16 protein-coding genes are annotated in these 16,553 nt (G+C 69.0%); 5 read left to right on the forward strand and 11 right to left on the reverse strand.

What is annotated here, in order from left to right; genetic code table 11:
• Window positions 1-66: 66 nt before the first annotated feature.
• The gene (locus NMI01S_RS11740; protein ID WP_062996521.1) at window positions 67-1,290 is read right to left on the reverse strand and encodes an MFS transporter; all 1,224 of its coding nucleotides are present in this window, start codon (window positions 1,288-1,290) and stop codon (window positions 67-69) included.
• A 241-nt stretch (window positions 1,291-1,531) separates the two neighbouring features.
• On the opposite strand from NMI01S_RS11740, the gene NMI01S_RS11745 reads away from it, so the two are divergent.
• The gene (locus NMI01S_RS11745; protein ID WP_062996523.1) at window positions 1,532-3,085 is read left to right on the forward strand and encodes a succinic semialdehyde dehydrogenase; all 1,554 of its coding nucleotides are present in this window, start codon (window positions 1,532-1,534) and stop codon (window positions 3,083-3,085) included.
• 45 nt (window positions 3,086-3,130) lie between these two features.
• Here NMI01S_RS11745 and NMI01S_RS11750 read toward each other — a convergent pair whose 3' ends face one another.
• Complete coding sequence (locus NMI01S_RS11750) at window positions 3,131-3,466, reverse strand: hypothetical protein (RefSeq protein ID WP_062996525.1); 336 nt, start codon at window positions 3,464-3,466, stop codon at window positions 3,131-3,133.
• A 123-nt stretch (window positions 3,467-3,589) separates the two neighbouring features.
• Between NMI01S_RS11750 and NMI01S_RS11755 the strand changes: the two genes are divergently transcribed.
• On the forward strand, window positions 3,590-4,318 hold the full coding sequence (locus tag NMI01S_RS11755) for a M50 family metallopeptidase (protein WP_218020983.1): 729 nt from the start codon (window positions 3,590-3,592) through the stop codon (window positions 4,316-4,318).
• On the opposite strand, the gene NMI01S_RS11760 is transcribed toward NMI01S_RS11755, so the two are convergent.
• From NMI01S_RS11760 to NMI01S_RS11775, 4 genes are all read right to left on the reverse strand, one after another.
• Window positions 4,306-5,097 carry a tetratricopeptide repeat protein gene (locus tag NMI01S_RS11760; RefSeq protein WP_062996527.1) on the reverse strand — a complete coding sequence of 264 codons (792 nt, stop codon included), beginning with the start codon at window positions 5,095-5,097 and terminating at the stop codon, window positions 4,306-4,308. The two genes, NMI01S_RS11755 and NMI01S_RS11760, sit on opposite strands and share 13 nt — an antisense overlap.
• Before the next feature lie 94 nt (window positions 5,098-5,191).
• Window positions 5,192-5,398, reverse strand: coding sequence for a hypothetical protein (locus tag NMI01S_RS11765; protein ID WP_062996529.1), 207 nt, complete (start codon window positions 5,396-5,398; stop codon window positions 5,192-5,194).
• Window positions 5,399-5,424: 26 nt separating this feature from the next.
• Window positions 5,425-6,291 (reverse strand): DAPG hydrolase family protein, encoded by an 867-nt coding sequence (locus tag NMI01S_RS11770; protein ID WP_084512873.1) that lies wholly within the window; start codon window positions 6,289-6,291, stop codon window positions 5,425-5,427.
• A gap of 203 nt (window positions 6,292-6,494) precedes the next feature.
• Window positions 6,495-7,037 (reverse strand): DUF8020 domain-containing protein, encoded by a 543-nt coding sequence (locus tag NMI01S_RS11775; protein ID WP_062996980.1) that lies wholly within the window; start codon window positions 7,035-7,037, stop codon window positions 6,495-6,497.
• A 437-nt stretch (window positions 7,038-7,474) separates the two neighbouring features.
• On the opposite strand from NMI01S_RS11775, the gene NMI01S_RS11780 reads away from it, so the two are divergent.
• Complete coding sequence (locus NMI01S_RS11780; protein WP_062996531.1) at window positions 7,475-8,629, forward strand: PucR family transcriptional regulator; 1,155 nt, start codon at window positions 7,475-7,477, stop codon at window positions 8,627-8,629.
• Window positions 8,630-8,756: 127 nt separating this feature from the next.
• Window positions 8,757-9,773 (forward strand): Acg family FMN-binding oxidoreductase, encoded by a 1,017-nt coding sequence (locus NMI01S_RS11785; protein WP_245716820.1) that lies wholly within the window; start codon window positions 8,757-8,759, stop codon window positions 9,771-9,773.
• Between the two features lie 10 nt (window positions 9,774-9,783).
• Here the strand turns inward: NMI01S_RS11785 and NMI01S_RS11790 are convergent, their stop codons facing one another.
• From NMI01S_RS11790 to NMI01S_RS11810, 5 genes are all read right to left on the reverse strand, one after another.
• Window positions 9,784-10,818, reverse strand: coding sequence for a phosphotransferase family protein (locus NMI01S_RS11790; RefSeq protein ID WP_062996533.1), 1,035 nt, complete (start codon window positions 10,816-10,818; stop codon window positions 9,784-9,786).
• Window positions 10,815-11,585, reverse strand: coding sequence for an SDR family oxidoreductase (locus tag NMI01S_RS11795; RefSeq protein ID WP_062996535.1), 771 nt, complete (start codon window positions 11,583-11,585; stop codon window positions 10,815-10,817). The genes NMI01S_RS11790 and NMI01S_RS11795 overlap by 4 nt, the downstream gene beginning before the upstream one ends.
• A 1-nt stretch (window position 11,586) precedes the next feature.
• Window positions 11,587-12,810 (reverse strand): acyl-CoA dehydrogenase family protein, encoded by a 1,224-nt coding sequence (locus NMI01S_RS11800; protein ID WP_062996537.1) that lies wholly within the window; start codon window positions 12,808-12,810, stop codon window positions 11,587-11,589.
• 37 nt (window positions 12,811-12,847) lie between these two features.
• Window positions 12,848-13,666 carry an SDR family oxidoreductase gene (locus tag NMI01S_RS11805; RefSeq protein WP_062996539.1) on the reverse strand — a complete coding sequence of 273 codons (819 nt, stop codon included), beginning with the start codon at window positions 13,664-13,666 and terminating at the stop codon, window positions 12,848-12,850.
• A 137-nt stretch (window positions 13,667-13,803) separates the two neighbouring features.
• A complete protein-coding gene (locus NMI01S_RS11810) occupies window positions 13,804-14,442 on the reverse strand; it encodes a TetR/AcrR family transcriptional regulator (protein ID WP_036501446.1) in 639 nt (212 codons plus the stop codon).
• A gap of 143 nt (window positions 14,443-14,585) precedes the next feature.
• Here NMI01S_RS11810 and NMI01S_RS11815 point away from each other — a divergent pair, with 143 nt between their 5' ends.
• Complete coding sequence (locus tag NMI01S_RS11815; protein ID WP_157126140.1) at window positions 14,586-16,499, forward strand: vWA domain-containing protein; 1,914 nt, start codon at window positions 14,586-14,588, stop codon at window positions 16,497-16,499.
• Window positions 16,500-16,553: the final 54 nt, after the last annotated feature.

Genomic DNA, 16,553 nt, shown 5'->3' on the forward strand with positions numbered 1-16,553 from the left:
AGTCACACGTTTGAACAGTGTTAGGTATAGCCGGGGTCGAATCCTGCTGCGAGGCAGCGAGTTCGGTCATCGGCCGGCCGGTGGGCGCAGGCGCGCGGTGAGGACGAACAGGACGGCCACGGCCGCGCACTCGACCGCGACCACCGTGGCGACCAGCGCCGAATACGATGTGCCGGACAGGAAGCCGGTGATCGCGCCTCCGGCGGCGGTCGCGGCGCCGAGAACGGCGGCGTAGATGCCGTAGGCGGTGGCGCGGCGATCGGCCGGAACCAGGTCGGCCACCACGGCGCGCAGCGTGGACTCCTGAACGCCGATCGTCGCACCCCACAGCAGCGCACCCGCCAGCACCGCGCCCATACCGCCGGCGAAACCGAAGACCGGCACCAGTGCCGTCGAAACCGGCAGAACGAGGAGCGTTTTCGCGCCCACGCGGTCGTACATCCAACCGGAGGCGAGCGCGGCCAGGGCGTCGGCGGCCATGGCCGCGGCATAGACCACCGGTACCGCCGCCGTCGCGAACACCCCGGCCGCCACCATGTGCAGCGACAGCACGCCGTAGGTGGTCGCGCCGATCATCGAGCCGGCGGTGAACAGGCAATACAGCCAGAACCGCCGGGGCAGTGGCACTCTCGCGATTCCGGGGCGGGGCGCCGGGGCCGGTTCGTATCGCACCGGGTCGGGGACGCGAATGCGGATGCGCACCAACAACAGCAGCGTCGCCGCGCCCGGTATCGCGAGCATGGTAAGGGCAGGAGTGAAATCGTCGCCGGTCACGGCGAGAACCGCCGCGACGGTCAGCGGCCCGTCGACCGCGCCCACCTGATCGAGCGCTTCGTGGACGGCGAAGCCGCGACCACGCCCGGTGACCGCGGTCGCATGCGAGAGCAACGTGTCCTTGGCCGGACTGCGCACCGCCTTGCCGACCCGTTCGGCGATCACCAAGGCGGCCGCCACCCACAACACCCCCGCCACACCCAGCAGCGGGACGCTGACCACGGTGAGCGCGTATCCCGAGATGGTCCACGCCCAGAACCGCCGGGTCCGGTCGGTGAGCGGGCCGGACACCAGACGCAGCACCAGCGCGGCCGCCTCACCCACACCGGTCACCACTCCCACGACGAATCCGGATGCCCCCAGCGACCCGAGCAGCGGCCCGGTGATCGACCGCGCCCCTTCGTACACGACATCCGCCAGCAAGCTGACGATGCCGAACCGGACGACGAAACCCCAGGCGCTCAGCGGCGCAGGCGCGTCGCGTGCCGCTCGCGCGTCCGCTCGCCGAGCCGCCATGAACCGCCTCCGGTCGTCGCCGATCTGCCGCCGCCCCGAACGGGTCCATGATCGCATCGGAATGGGGCCCGAGCAGGCGAACGCCGGCTGAAGCGCACCGATCCAGCGACTCCGCCGCAGCGTGGCACATCCTGGGCGAAACTCGGCGGCAATATCCGTCCCAGGGCGGAGATATGCCCACGCGGTGCGCGGTAGATTATGTGTATCGGAGGGTTACATTACTCACTAGTAGGAGGCGACGATGCCCGTGCCGGAAGCAGCGGTGTTCGAGCGTCTGCGGGCGTTCGCGTCCGTCGACGGTTCCCGCGAGCACGCGAACAAGACCATCGCCGAGACGTTCACCGGGCGGCCGCTGGGCGAAGTGCCGGTGGGGACCGCCGACGATGTGAGCGCCGCGTTCACCCGCGCCCGCGCCGCCCAGGCGGACTGGGCGAAACGCACGCCGAAGGAGCGGGCGGCGGTGCTGGAACGTTTCCGCGAACTGATCATCAGCGAACGCGACTACCTGATGGACGTCATCCAGGCCGAAACCGGCAAGGCTCGGTGGGCGGCGCAGGAAGAGATCCTGGGCATGATGTTCGCGGCCCGCTACTTCTCGCGCGTGGCGCCGAAGCTGCTGGCGCCGCATTCGGTGCCCGGCGCGTTTCCGGTGCTGAACCGCGCGCAGGTGCGCACCCAGCCCAAGGGCGTGGTCGGCGTCATCGCGCCGTGGAACTATCCGATGGTGCTGTCGATCGGCGATGCGATCCCGGCGCTGCTGGCCGGCAACGCGGTCGTCGTCAAGCCCGACAGCCAGACCCCGTTCTCGTCGCTGGCGAGCGTGGAATTGCTGCTGCGCGCGGGTCTGCCCCGCGATGTGTTGCAGGTGATTCCGGGCCCGGGCAGCGTGGTCGGCACCGCGATCGTCGACCAGTGCGACTACCTGATGTTCACCGGATCCTCGGCCACCGGGCGCGAGCTGGCCCAGCAGTGCGGCAAACGGCTGATCGGATTCTCGGCCGAACTCGGCGGTAAGAATCCGATGATCGTCACTCGCGGGGCGAATCTGGACAAGGTCGCCAAGGCGGCGGTGCGCGCGTGCTTCTCCAACGCCGGCCAGCTGTGTATCTCGATCGAGCGGATCTACGTCGAGCAGTCGATCGCGGCGCAGTTCAGCGAGAAGTTCGTGAAGGCGGTCGGGGCCGCGAAACTCGGTGCGGCCTACGACTTCTCGACCGATATCGGCAGCCTGATCTCTCCGGCGCAGCTCGAGACGGTCACCAAGCATGTCGCCGACGCCACGTCCAAGGGCGCCGAAATTCTTGCCGGCGGCAATGCCCGGCCCGATCTGGGTCCGCTGTTCTTCGAGCCGACCGTCCTGAGCAAGGTCACCGACGAGATGGAATGCGGCCGCAACGAAACCTTCGGCCCGCTGGTCTCGATCTATCCGGTCGCCGACGTCGAGGAGGCGATCGCCCGCGCCAACGACACCGAATACGGGCTCAACGCCAGCGTGTGGGGGAGCAGCGCGTCCGAGGGGCAGGCCATCGCGGCCCGGTTGCGCACCGGAACCGTCTGTGTCGACGAAGGTTACGCACCGGCGTGGGGGAGCACCGGCGCCCCGATGGGCGGTATGGGGATCTCCGGAGTCGGTCGCCGCCACGGTCCCGACGGGCTGCTGAAGTTCACCGAGCCGCAGACCGTGGTCGTCACTCGCGGATTGAATCTGGATGCGCCGCTGGGCATTCCGCAGTCGAAGTGGCAGGCGTTGCTGATGATGCTGGCGCGCAGCTTCCGCTTCCTGCCCGGACGCTGAGCTGGACGGGTCGGTCACCGGGCAGCGGTGACCGACCCCGCGCGCTCACTGATTGAACAAGATTCCGGTCAGATTCGCGTTCTTGATCGGAGTATCTGCGTTGCGCTGGTTGGCGCACAGGAAATCCACCGCTGCCATGGTGGCGTCGACCTGGGTGCCGGCGGGTTCGTGATCGTTGTTCGTCTGCTGTTTCACGAATTTGGTGATCGTGACCCGCTTGGTGTCGGCGTCCTGTTTGACGTAGTCGCTGCACGGGGTGTCGCCACCCTTGTTGATCGCGCGCTGCACGTCCGAGCATCCGCTCAGCAGGCCCGCGGTCACCGTGGCCGCCGCGATCGTGCCGAACAGCGCGGCGATGCTGCGATGGGCCCTGGATGTCATCTGTTCTCCTCGTCGAGGCCGCGTGCCGGTCCGATCCCGGCAATTCGACCGCAAGCCTAAGCGTTCACCGGCCGAATACCCCGTCGTATCCGGCCGAATCGGGCGGACCGTTACCCTACGGCGGTGCAGCTGTCTCGAACGGCCGATGCGGTGTCGTCGGTAACCGATAAATTGACGACGATATCTCCGCAGCCGCCGGTATGGGTGGTGCTGGCGACGGCTGCCGTGGCGGTGGCGGTGGTGCTCTATCGGCCGGTGTGGCGAGTGCTGCGGACATGTGTGACGATCGCCCACGAGATCGGCCACGCGGTGGTCGCGGTCTGCACGGGCCGCACCCTGAGCGGTATCCGGCTGCATTCGGATACCTCGGGTGTGACCGTATCCCGTGGCAAGCCACGCGGTTTCGGGATGGTGCTGACCACCCTGGCGGGATATCCGGCTCCCTCGGCGGTCGGGCTCGGGTTCGCGATCCTGCTCGGCACCGGACGCCAGACGATGATGCTGTGGATTCTCATCGCGGCGCTGGTGGTGCTGATCGTGGTGATCCGCAACCTGTTCGGCTTCCTCGCCGTGATCTGCGCGGGCGCGGCCGCCTTCGCGGTGTCCTGGTACGGAACGGCGGTGTGGCAGGGCGTCTTCGGCTATGTGGTGACCTGGTTCCTGCTGTTCGGCGGGGTGCGCGCGGTGATCGAACTGTGGCAGGTGTCGGTGCGCGGCGACGGATCCGATGCCGACCAGCTGGCGTGGCTCACCCACATTTCGGCGCGGCTGTGGGTCCTCGTGTTCGCTCTGCTCACCCTCGCGGCACTGGTGCTGGGTGCGGGGCAGCTGCTCGGGCTTCAGCCGTCCTGAGCCTGCGCACGCCACCGCCGGGCCGCATCCGGATCACCCCGGCGCTCCAGCACTTCCGCGAGGCCGGCCATCGCGCGCGAATCGCCCTGTTCGGCCGCCACACGCCACCAGCGTTGCGCCTCGTCGAATTCGCGTGTCCGATAACCGAGGACACCCAGATCGTAGGCCGCTCCGGTATGTCCGAGATCGGCCGCCTGCCGCCACATCCGCCGGGCCTGGTCCAGGTCGCCGCGAGTGTGGGCCTCCACTCCGAGGTGATACATGGCGGAGCGGAAGCGGTCCTGCTCGCCGTCGGCGTCGACGGTGACGGTCATCGCGACCACCAATTCACCGAAATCGGGTTCCCCGACCCCTGTACTGCAGCGCAGCAGCATCGATCCACCCGCGCCGCGTTCGATGACGAGTCCGTAGTTGCCCGTCCAGGATTCGACCGTGCCCGCGGCCGTCATCCAGACCGGGGTGAGGGTGTACGCGGCCGCCGGGCCGGTTCCCGACAGGTGTAAATCGGCTCCCTCGGCGAGGGCATCGCTCCACACATCGACGCCCGGCAACCGGTGCCCGCGCAACGTCACGTATCCGTCGATCACCGATACCCCGATGCCCAGTCCGAGCAACCCCGGCGGCGGCGCCACGGCGTGCAGCACCAACCGCACCACCGTCGTTTCGGCGCCCAGGCGCTGCGAGTACATCGGGTGGACCGTGACACCACGCCAGCCGACCGGCTCGGTGCCCGGATATCGCTCGGCCAGGGGACGATTCGCCTCGCCGGTATCGGCCATCGCGCCGCCTTTCGCCGTAGCCGTAGGGGGAATCGATGCGTTGCCGCGCACACCGTAGTCCCTGCGACCGGAAATTGGTGCCGAACCGTCGGTTTCAGTCCTCGCTGCCGGCGCGCTGCCCGACGAACGCCCGCAAGGCGGGGTCCGCGGAGACGACGCGGTCGACCTCGTCGCCGCCGGTGCATTCGAACAGTCCGATGATCACGTGTGCGCCGCGCCGGCCCAGCACTCGCCAGATGCCACCGCTGTCCTGCCAGCGGATCAGCGCGGCGACGGCGGGGGAGGTCGGCGAATCGGGCATCTCACCATTGTGACGGCCGAGACCGGTCAGGCGAATTCGTGGTACAGCTCGGGCAGGAAGCGAGCGAGGTGGTTCATCTCCTGCCCGCAGTGCAACAGCAGATCGCGCGCGAGGTCGAGGCCGGGGAGGAGGTCGCCGACGTCGGCGGGGGCACCGCGCTGCACCGCACGCGCGGCGTGCACCGGATCCAGGGTATGGACTCCGTAGATGCGCAGGTAGAAGCGACTGCGCATCTCGCATCCCCCGGAAATCGGGCGGACCTGGTGGGCCAGCCAGCCCAGATCGACCGGCGCGATACTGCTGCCGACCCGGCCGAACACCACGGTGTGATCGTCGGGCACGGTGAAGCCGTAGGCGACCGGATCGTGGAAGGCGATGGCGAGTTGCTGCAACGTCGGGCCGATGTATTCGTCGACGTAGGAGATGTTGCCGATGTACCGCTGCCGGTCCGGCATCGCCCCACCGGTCCGGTCGGACGCCACCTCCGCGTACCGGTGTGCGTCCGGATGCCACAACTTGTACCGGGCCGATTCGACCAGATGCCACCCGAACCACCAGTCCCACATGGCGGCCGTCACCCGCGGCATCTCGGTCCGCACCGCCACCCAGACGATTCCGGAATCGGTGTGCCCGTAACCGGTTTCGATCGGTGCGTAACCGGACGGACCCAGCTGCGCGGTGAGTGTGGAAAAGGGAGGAATGCGATCCGCCGGGGCGGGCGGACCCGCGTACGCCGCCGCCACCGCCGACTGCGGCGGGGCGGTGTGCTCGGTCATGAAATGGGCATACGGCTCGGCGCGAGCCAGTGGCGATCGGGTCACGGCGAACGCGCCCGCGCCGGCGGCCGCGAGCGTCAGCGCCCGGCGTCGCGACAGGGCCGAAGGTCTCACCATGCGACGAGGCTACTGCGTGGCGCGGCGCGCGAAGGCGCCGATCGTGGTGGCTCCCAACCGTATTCGTGCACAGCAGCGGGTTTCCGGGTGCGGCGGCGACACGATGATGAGTTGTCCCAGTGCGGCCACAGATCGCGTCGTGTGGCCCGCCGCGGGCCGTGCGGGTTCGCCGGGCGAGGGGCCGCACGGCCGCGAGGTGCCCGCTACGGGGTGGAGTAGCCGATCAGGGCTCCGATCCCCGCGCCGATGGGGATGGTGATCAGGGCGCCGACACCGCCGAGGAAGAAGCCCAGGACCGCACCGATTCCGGCGCCGACGGCGGCGCCGACGCCCGCGTTGTACTGCTTGCGGGCGAGGGTGTCGGAGGCTTCGTCGATGGCCTGCGCGGTGCGCTCGGTCGCCGACTGCGGCGTCAGCGTCAGCGTGCGGCCGGCATTCTCGATGCGCGGTGTGAGGCCGACGGTTCCGGAGGCCGTGCGCAGGCCGAGCGGAACCGACGCGACGGCGCGGCCGGCGGCATCGGTGAGAGTGACCGAATCACCGGTGACGGTGAAGGATCCGGCGTCCACGGTGGTCGTCAGACCGGTGTGGTCGGCGGTCGGCGCGGTGACGAAGCCGACGCCCTGTTCGACACCGCGCACCGCGATCTCCGAGGCCGTGACCGGTGCGGCCTGCACGACGCCGGCGGCCGCGGTGGTGGCGCCGACGGCCAGCAGCGCGGTGGCGGCGAATTTCTTGGCTCTCATGATCTTTCCCCACATTCTGTCGGCCCGGCCGGGCCGACTATCCCCTGTGGCCGGATCTCGGCCGTTCCCATTCTTACCCAGATACCGCGCCGGTGTTCGGTTTCCGATTCTCATGCGCCGAAACGTGCTCCCGCACAAGGGGTTTGCTTGCGGTTCGCCGAGAAAGTGTGCCGTCGGTATTCGTTTCGGACGGCTGCATTCGATCGGTCCGATTGCCGGCCGGATACTGCGATAATCCCGACCACCGATCTCCACCGCTTCGCCATCGACCCGGCCGACTTCGCCATTCGCCTTCGCCCGCAGCCGCCGAAGCGACTCGTCACCACCCGGTCGACATCGGGCAGGGCTCGGAACTGCGCCGATGGTGGCACTGCGACTCGGCGGCCGGACCGCAACCACCACCGCTCCCACCTCCGCGCCCCGTATCGTCGACCGATGTGAGCGACGACGACGGTGCGACGCGCCCGCGATTGCGGCCCTCCGCGATCGGCGATCCCGGCGCCTTCGCCGAACACGTCTGCACCCGGCTCCAGCGCGAGATTCCGGCGTACCAGGGGATTGCCGCATCGGCCCTGGTGCCCTCGATCGCGGACGCGGTGGATCGTCTGATCAGCGCCACTTCGGGCGATCGGCCACTCGACGAACGAGAACTCGCTGACTTTCGTGAGTACGGCGCACTGCGCGCCGAACTGGGCGTGCCGCTCGATGCGATGCTGCGCGGATGGCAGATCGTGGTGGGGGAGGTGATCGAACGCATCGGCACCTCCGAACACTGGGCGACCCGGCCGGGCGCGGCACTGATGTCGGTGCTGGCAGCCCTGTTACGCGCCTCGGACGCGGCCACGGTCGCCTACAGCTCCGGCCATCGCGAGGCCGAGGCACAGATCACCCGCCGTCTCGACACCCGGCGCGACGATATGGTGCGCGCACTGGCCGAGGGCGCCCTGCCCGCCGGGGAACTGCGCCGCCGCGCGCAATACATCGGGCTGCGCCTCGACGGTGCGTACGCTGCCTTCCGCGCGATCACCGATGAACCCGAGCACACCGAGTGGGAGTTGCGGCAGCGGCGTGGGTTCCGTCCGCCGCGCGGCGTGGTGGCGATCCTGGACCGCGATGTGGTCGGCATCTGCGATCCACACGACGATTCGGCGCCCTCGGCCGGAGTATTCCTCGGCGTCGGTCCCGTCTGCCCGCTCGACGGGGCGCCGCATTCCCTGCGTGTCGCGGGCCGGGTCGCCGAGACGGCGCGGCTGTTCGGCCGGCCGGGCCGCCACACCCTCATCGATCTGGGCGTCCTACCGGCCGTGGTCGGCGACAGTGATGTGGGGAGCGCCCTGCTGCTCCGCTACATCACTCCGCTCGACGACGCCGAGGCCGGCTCGATACTCCACACCGTAGACGCGTATCTCGCGGCGGGCCTCAACGCCAGCGAAACCGGACATCGGCTGTATCTGCACCACAACACGGTGCGCTATCGGTTGTCCCGATTCGAGGAGTTGACCGGGGCGTCGCTGAAGGATCCGCACGTGGCGCAGCAGGTGTGGTGGGCGCTGCGCTATCGGGAGCTGAATTCCGGCGCCGCGGAAGCCTGAGCGCAGCGGGTCACAAGTCCGCACCCCGGGATTTTGTGAACTATTACGAAACTCAGCGGCCGTGCCGGCGGTTGATCGATAGAGGGACCGGATGCGGCGGCCGATATTCGCCGGTCACCGTCCCGGCATGTCCGTGCGACGCTCGAAAGGCAGAACCGGCATCATGACATTCGCCGATCCGTTCACCGCGGTCTTCGCCGACGCGGTGGAGATGGCCGTGCGTGCACCCTCGGTGCACAACACCCAGCCGTGGCGGTGGTCGCTGCGCGAGGAGACCATCCACCTGCACGCCGACCAGACCCGGCAGCTGACCGTGACCGATCCGGCCCAGCGCGCACTGCTGCTGAGCTGCGGCGCGGCGCTGCACCACATGCGGGTGGCGCTGGCGGTGCTCGGCTGGTCCGCGCAGATCACCTACGTTCCCGACGGCACCGATCCCGACCACCTCGCGGCGATCACGATGCGCCCGCGCACACCGTCGGCGCGCGATATCGACCTGGCCGCGGCGATCGCCCACCGGCAGTCCGATCGCCGCCGCTACAGCACCCGCCCGGTGCCGCAGGCGCTCGTGCGTGAGGTGTCCGCCGATGCCCGCGCCTATGGCGCCGCGGCCCGGCAGGTGCCGCCGGAGCTGCGCCCGGAACTGGCCGACGCCGCCCGGATCGCGACGCTGCGGCACGCCGCCGACCCGGCCTACCTGCACGAGCTGGCGGTCTGGAGTGGGCGGCACGGGACTTCCGACGGTGTCCCGGCCGCGAACACCCCCGCGCCGCGGCCCGACGACGAGATCGCCAAACGCCGGTTCGAATCGCCGGAGCTGGCCGATCCGGCCACCGAGCCCGAAGCCGCCGAATGGCTGGTGGTGTGCACGACCGGCGACGATCGCCTCGCGCGGCTGCGCGCGGGGGAGGCCGTGAGCGCGCTGCTGTTGTCGGCGACCACGCTGGGCCTGTCGTCGAGTCTGCAGTCCGAACCGCTGGCCATGCCCGATCTGCGCGCCGAGATGCGCCGCCACGTGCTTGCCGAATGCGCGTATCCGCAGACGATGGTGCGGCTGGGCTGGCTGCCCGCCGGCGCCGCACCGCTGCCGCATACGCCACGGCGGCCGGTCACCGAGGTGATCGCGGCCGCCGTCGCGTACTGATCGACGCGCGTCAGAGGCCGGCGTCGGCGGCGATCTCGCGAGCGTGAGCGATGATCGCGTCGATACGTTCGACGGTCGGCGTGCCCGCGGCGGCCTTGTTGCTCGGCGTATCGGCCGCGCGCCGCATCACGCCCTCGGCGATGATCGCGAGTTTCCACAATCCGAGCACATGCCAGAAGGTGAGGGCGTCGCGGTCGCGGCCGGTCTCGTCGAGGTAGGTGCGCGCCATCTCGGCTCGATTCGGGAAACCAGGCAGTGCCGAGGCCGGGAAGTCGCCGCCGATGTCCTCGCCGGGCTGGACCCAGTAGGCGAGCAGACTCCCCATATCCGCGAGGGGGTCGCCGAGGGTGGACAATTCCCAGTCCAGTGCGGCCACCACCGCGCCGTTGTCCCGCGAGGTGATCACGTTGCGCAGGTGGAAGTCGCCGTGCACCAACGTCGTTTCCCGTTGCGGCGGAATCGATTCGGAGAGGCGGCGGGTCAGGTCGTCCAGGTCGGGCACCTCGCGGGTGCGCGACTGCTCCCACTGCCGCGACCACCGATTCAGCTGCCGCTGCGCGTACGGTTTGTGACTGGCCAGATCCGCCAGCCCCACCGCCTCGAGATCGACCGCGTGGATGCGCGCCAGCGTGTGGGTCAGGGATTCGGCGATGGCCAGGCGTCGCTGCGGGCTCAGCGACTCCGCGACCTCCATGGTGTCCACGACCTGCCCGTCGACGTATTCCATCAGCACCACCGGTGCGTCACAGATCTCGGAATCGGTGGTGACGGAGATGATTTCGGGCACCGGGACATCGGTACCGGCCAGCGCGGACATGATCCGCGACTCGCGCACCACATCGTGCGCGGAGGCCAGCAGCCGGCCGAGCGGCGGGCGCCGCAGCACCCAGCGGTGCCCGGCGTCGTCACCCACCAGATAGGTGAGATTGGACTGGCCGAGCCCGATCCGGGTGAAGGTCGGGGCCCCGCTCAGCCCGACGCCCAGTCCGTCGATCCATCGGGTGATCGCCGCGGTGTCGATTCCGCGGGGCTGCTCCGGCGTCACGGTGCCGTCCGGAATGCCGCCGGGTGGCCGAGTCGCTGCCCGCCGTCGACGACCATCACCTCACCGGTGATCCAGTGCGCCGCATCGGATACCAGGAACGCGATGGCCGACCCGATATCGTCGGGTTCGCCGATCCGGTCCAGGGCGGTCGCGTCGGCCACGAGGTTTTCGTGTTCACGCCACAGCGCTTCGGCGAGCTTGGTGCGCACCACGCCGGGCGCGACGGCGTTGACCCGGACCCGCGGTGACAGTTCCAGCGCCATCTGTTTGGTGAGGTGGATGAGCGCCGCCTTGGAGGCGTTGTAGAGGCCGAGATTCGCCTCGAAACCCATACCGCCGATCGAGGCGGTGTTCACGACCGCGCCGCCGTGTTCACCCATCCATGCCCTGGTCGCCAGCGAGGTCCACAGAATCGGCGCCCACAGGTTGACGTCGAAGATCTTGGCGAACCGGCCGTGGTCCTGATCGATCACCGGGCCGAACGCCGGATTGGTTCCGGCGTTGTTGACCAGGATGTCGACGCTGCCGAACCGCTCGAGGGTGCGGTCGATGCAGGCGCGCGCGGCATCCTCGTCGACGGCGTGCGCGGCGATACCGAGCGCGTTGCCCTGCACCTGCGCGGCCGCGGCGTCGGCTGATTCTTGATCTCGCGAGGTCAGCACCACATCGGCCCCGGCCGCGGCGAGGGCCTGCGCGGTCGCGAGGCCGATACCGCGCGAGGCGCCGGTGACGATCGCGGTGCGGCCGGTCAGATCCGCATTCGCCATATCAGTTGCCCGCCTTCACATCTCGATACTTGCGCAGTTCCTGCCGGGCCAGCGTGCGCTTGTGCACCTCGTCGGGCCCGTCGGCCAGCCGCAGCGTGCGCAGATGCGCCCACGCCATGGCGAGCGGGAAGTCGTCGGTGACACCGGCGCCGCCGTGGACCTGAATGGCGCGGTCGACGATCTTCAGGGCGATATTCGGCGCGGCCACCTTGATCGCGGCGATCTCCGTGCGCGCCTCCTTGTTGCCGACGGTATCCATCAGATAGGCCGCTTTGAGGGTCAGCAGCCGGATCATCTCGATATCGATGCGCGCTTCGGCGATCCAGTCCTGGATGTTGGCGTTGGCGGCGATCGGCTTACCGAAGGTGATGCGCGTGCTCGCGCGCCGGCACATCAATTCCAATGCGCGCTCGGCCATTCCGATGGCCCGCATGCAGTGGTGGATGCGGCCGGGGCCGAGCCGGGCCTGGCTGATCGCGAAGCCCTCACCCTCGCCCTTCAGCACGTCTTTCAGCGGTACGCGGACATTCTCGAAGTCGATTTCGGCATGTCCCTCGCGGTCCTGATAGCCGAAGACCGGCAGGCCGCGCAGCACGGTCACGCCCGGGGCGTCGATGGGCACGACCATCATCGACTGCTGGCGGTGCGGTGCGGCGTCGGGATCGGTCTTGCCCATCACGATCAGCACGGTGCAGTTCGGATGCAGCGCGTTGGAGGCGAACCACTTGCGGCCGTTGAGGACGTACTCGTCGCCGTCGCGCACCATCGACAGTTCCACATTGGTGGCGTCGGAGCTGGCGACCGCGGGTTCGGTCATCGCGAATGCCGAGCGGATCGTGCCGGCCAGCAACGGCTTCAGGTACTTCTCCTTGTGCTCGTCGGTGCCGAAGAGCGTGAAGACCTCCATATTTCCGGTATCCGGGGCATTGCAGTTGCATGCCTCCGGCGCCAGATGGCTGCGGCCCATGATCTCGGCCAGCGGTGCGTACTCGAGGTTGGTCAGGCCCGGACCCCATTCCGCGTAGGGGTGGAACAGATTCCACAGACCGCGCCGCCGCGCCTCGGCCTTCAGCTCTTCGAGGATCGGCGGCTGGAAGTGCGGATCACCGGCGGCGCGCATCTGCTCGTCGTAGACGGCTTCGGCGGGGTAGACGTGCGATTCCATGAACTCCAGCAGCCGGCCGCGATATTCCTCGGCCCGCTCGGAGATGTCGAACATCGACATGTGATCTCCTGATCGTTGTGAAATCTGGTGTGCAGCTTCAGTTCTCGTCGAGCAGACTGTGCTGGTAGCGGCGCATGCCGGCCAGCCAGCGGTCGTAGTCGGATCCCTTGCGCCGGTACATCTCGAGCACGCTCGGATGCGGCAGGATCAGGAACTGCTCGGTGTCGATCGCGGCCAGCACCGCGTCCGCCACCTGCGCGGGTTCCAGTACCTCGCCCGCGGCGGTCACCGCCTGGGTCGAGGCCGCGCCGAGCCGGTCGCCGGAGTCGCGCCCGGCGTACAGCAGCGGCGTGTCGACCCCCATGGGGCACAGGCAGCTGACTCGAATTCCCTTGTCGCCGTAGGTGACCGACAACCATTCGGCGAAGCCGACGGCGGCGTGTTTGGTCACCGAGTAGGTGGCCGACCCGATCTGGGTGAGCAGTCCGGCCGCCGAGGCGGTGCTGACGAAGTACCCCTCGCCGCGCTCGAGCCACCGGGGGACCAGTTGGGTGGCGGCGCGGATGTGTGCGCGGACGTTGACGTCGAAGGATCGGTCCCAGTCGGCCTCGGCGACCTCGAGCCCGACCGCACCGGCGATGCCGGCGTTCGCGAAGTACAGGTCGACCGGGCCGAACGTCCTCTCCGCCAGCGTGATCAGGCTCGCGATCGCCTCCGGATCGCTGACGTCGGCACCCGCGCTCACGCATGCGCCGGGATGCTCGGCCGACACCGCGTCGGCGACGCTCTTCGCGGCCGCCTCGTCGAGATCGGCGACGACGACTCGCGCGCCCGCGGCGGTGAGGCGGGCGGCGAGCGCACCGCCGATACCGCCTCCGCCGCCGGTCACGATGGCCACTTTCTGCGCAACCTGCACTGCCGTACCTCTGTCCCTGTCCGTGATGTCACCCCACCGTAGTTGAGGTCGACGTCAAGTTCAATTTCGGGTGTGCGCGCACGCCACACTCCGCTGTTGTAGCAGGTCCGCGCCGCGCCGAAGGGCGAAACGGCGAGTCAGGACTTGGCCGGGATACGCAGCGCGTTGACCCACAACCGGGTCGCGGTGTAGGTCAGCTCGTCCAGGTCGACCGGGCGGTCGGTGTCGTCACCGCCCACGAAATGCCCGAAGGCCAGGCGGCTCACCATCCCGGAGAGGGCGCGCGAGGCGAGGAGCGGATCCAGCTCGGGATCGGCCAGTCCCCGACGTTGCAGCGATTCGATACTGCGTGCGTTGCGGTCGATGAACGCCTCGGCGCGGCGCTGGCGCAGCACCCGGAATTCGGGGTCGATATTGGCGACCTGTTCCAGCAGGCCCATGAGTTTGGCGTTGCGCTGGTAGGCCTCGAAATAGGCGCGGTTGCTGGCGGCGACGACCGCGGCCGGATCGTCGGCCTCGGGCACATGCGGCATCCCCGGATGCAACATGTCCTCCTGGGCGATCTCCAGGACCGCCGCGAAGATCTCTTCCTTGCTGGAGAAATAGGTGTAGAAGGTGCCGGAGGAGCAATGGGCCGCAGTCGTGATGTCCACCAGCCGGGTGTCGAGATAGCCACTGGTCTCGAAGACCCGGCGGGCGGCGGCGATCAGCGCCGAGCGGGTGCGCAACCCGCGTTCGGTGGTGGGCAATTCCCGCAGCAGGGAAGTCCGAGCCATCGACGGCGCCGCGTCCGTACTGCGACCATCCTCGCCGAACTTTCCCATGCAGCAGTTATAGCCGACGCGGCCGATTCGATAGCAGGCAGCCGGATTTGTCGTATTAGGGTCTGTTGATCTTGGGAGTCATCGGAGTGGAGAGTATGTCGAGATTGAGGAAGCTGCTGACGCTCGGGGCGGCAGCGGCCGCGGTTGCGCTCACCGCGGTGCCGGTGCACGCGCAGCAGCAACCCGAGTACGCGCCCACCATGCTGGTGCTGGACGCCTCGGGATCCATGCGGGCCCCCGATCCCGGCGGCGGCACGAAACTGGATGCGGCCAAGGCCGCCGTACACAGTTTCGTCGCCGCGGCCCCACCGCGGTCGAAGGTGGGACTGACGGTGTACGGAACCGGAACCGGATCTTCGGACGCGGAGAAGACCGCCGGCTGCGCGGATGTGCGCACGCTGCGCGGCGCCGACATCATCGACAGAGCCGCCGTGAACACCGCCGTCGACGGTATCGAGGCCAGTGGATATACGCCGATCGGCGCCGCGCTGCGGGCGGCCGCCGAGGCGCTTCCGAAGGAGGGGCCACGTTCGATCGTCCTCGTCTCCGACGGCGAAGACACCTGCGCGCCACCGGATCCCTGTGAGGTCGCCCGGGAACTCGAGCGCCAGGGCGCCAGGATCGTGGTGCACGCCATCGGATTCGGTGTCGACGGGCCCGCCCGTAAACAGCTCACGTGTATCGCGCAACAGACCGGCGGTACGTACACCGACGCCGCCGACGGCACCTCGCTCGAAAGCGTCCTGCCCAGGGTGAGCCAGGCGGCGTTGCGCACCTACACGCCGATCGGCGCACCGATCACCGGCGCCGCGAGCTATCGAGACGCGCCGGTCGCGGCGCCGGGCCGATATCTGGACACGATCGCCCAACATGAGACGAAGTACTACGCCCTGGACGTGCCACAGGGTGCGATGGCCTACTTCAGTGCGACGGTCGCCTTCCCGCACGCCCGGCAGAAACAGTCCGGTAGCGACAACAGCGTGTTGTACCTGCGGGTGTACGGCGAAGACGGCAAGGACTGCAACGTCTTCGAGTTCGAGCAGGTCGTGAACACCAGTGACGGTGTGGCGCTGACCGTGACCAAGGCGTGGGACGGCGCGACCAAGACCGATTCCGGATCCGACAGCGCCGCGAACGCGTGCCGCGGCGGCGGGCGCTACTACTTCGCACCCGAGTGGCACGGCGTCGCCGACAACATGCCACAGCAGATGCCGATGGAGTTGCTGTTCGGAATCGAGCCCGCGGCCCTCGACCCCGGCCCGCCCGCGGCGACGACACCGAGCGCGTTCACGCCACCGGCCGGCAGTGCCGTCGCGGTGACGGGAGGCGGATCGTTCAATGCCGCAACCACATTGGACGGTTCCGGCAGCTATTCCGACACCCTGCAGCGTGGCGAGTCGGTGTTCTATCGGGTTCCGCTCGGATGGGGCCAGGGCCTCGCCTACCGGGTGAATTTCCTGGACTCCGACAAGCACGGACTGGACGGGCTGTCGCGGGTCACGACCACGCTGTACTCGCCGATTCGCACCGAGATCGGCCACGACTTCGCCAGCTACAACGGAGAATCCGCGACGATGCCGGCCGGCGATCCGCTGGCCACGCTGCCGGTGCGCTACAGCAATCGCACGGCCGGAGCCGGCAAGGGCGCCGAACAGAGCCTGGCGGGTGGGTACTACATCGCCGTCTCCGTCAGCGCCTCGAATGTCGAAGGGGTCGGTGCGCCGGTCCCGATTCGCCTGGATGTGACCGTCGGCGGGGCTCCCGAACCCGGACCGCATTACGAATCCGCCACGGCAGAGGGCATATTCGGTGAGCACGCGACGCAGACACCGGACGCCTCGTCCTCCGCGAACAGCGGCGCTCGATCGCCGGCATCGGCCGCCTCGGAATCCGGCGACGGGGTTTCGCCCACGGTCCTCGCGGTGGTTATCGCCGGTGTCGTCCTCCTCGGACTGCTTCTCGGCGCGCTGGTGGTGATACGAAGCCGCCGCAAGGGCACCCGACCCTAGGGCGCCGCTACCGAGGAGCCGCCGGAAATCGAGGGCCGGTCCGCGATCGCTTGC

The sequence above is a fragment of the Nocardia mikamii NBRC 108933 genome (genome assembly GCF_001613505.1).
Lineage (GTDB): Bacteria > Actinomycetota > Actinomycetes > Mycobacteriales > Mycobacteriaceae > Nocardia > Nocardia mikamii.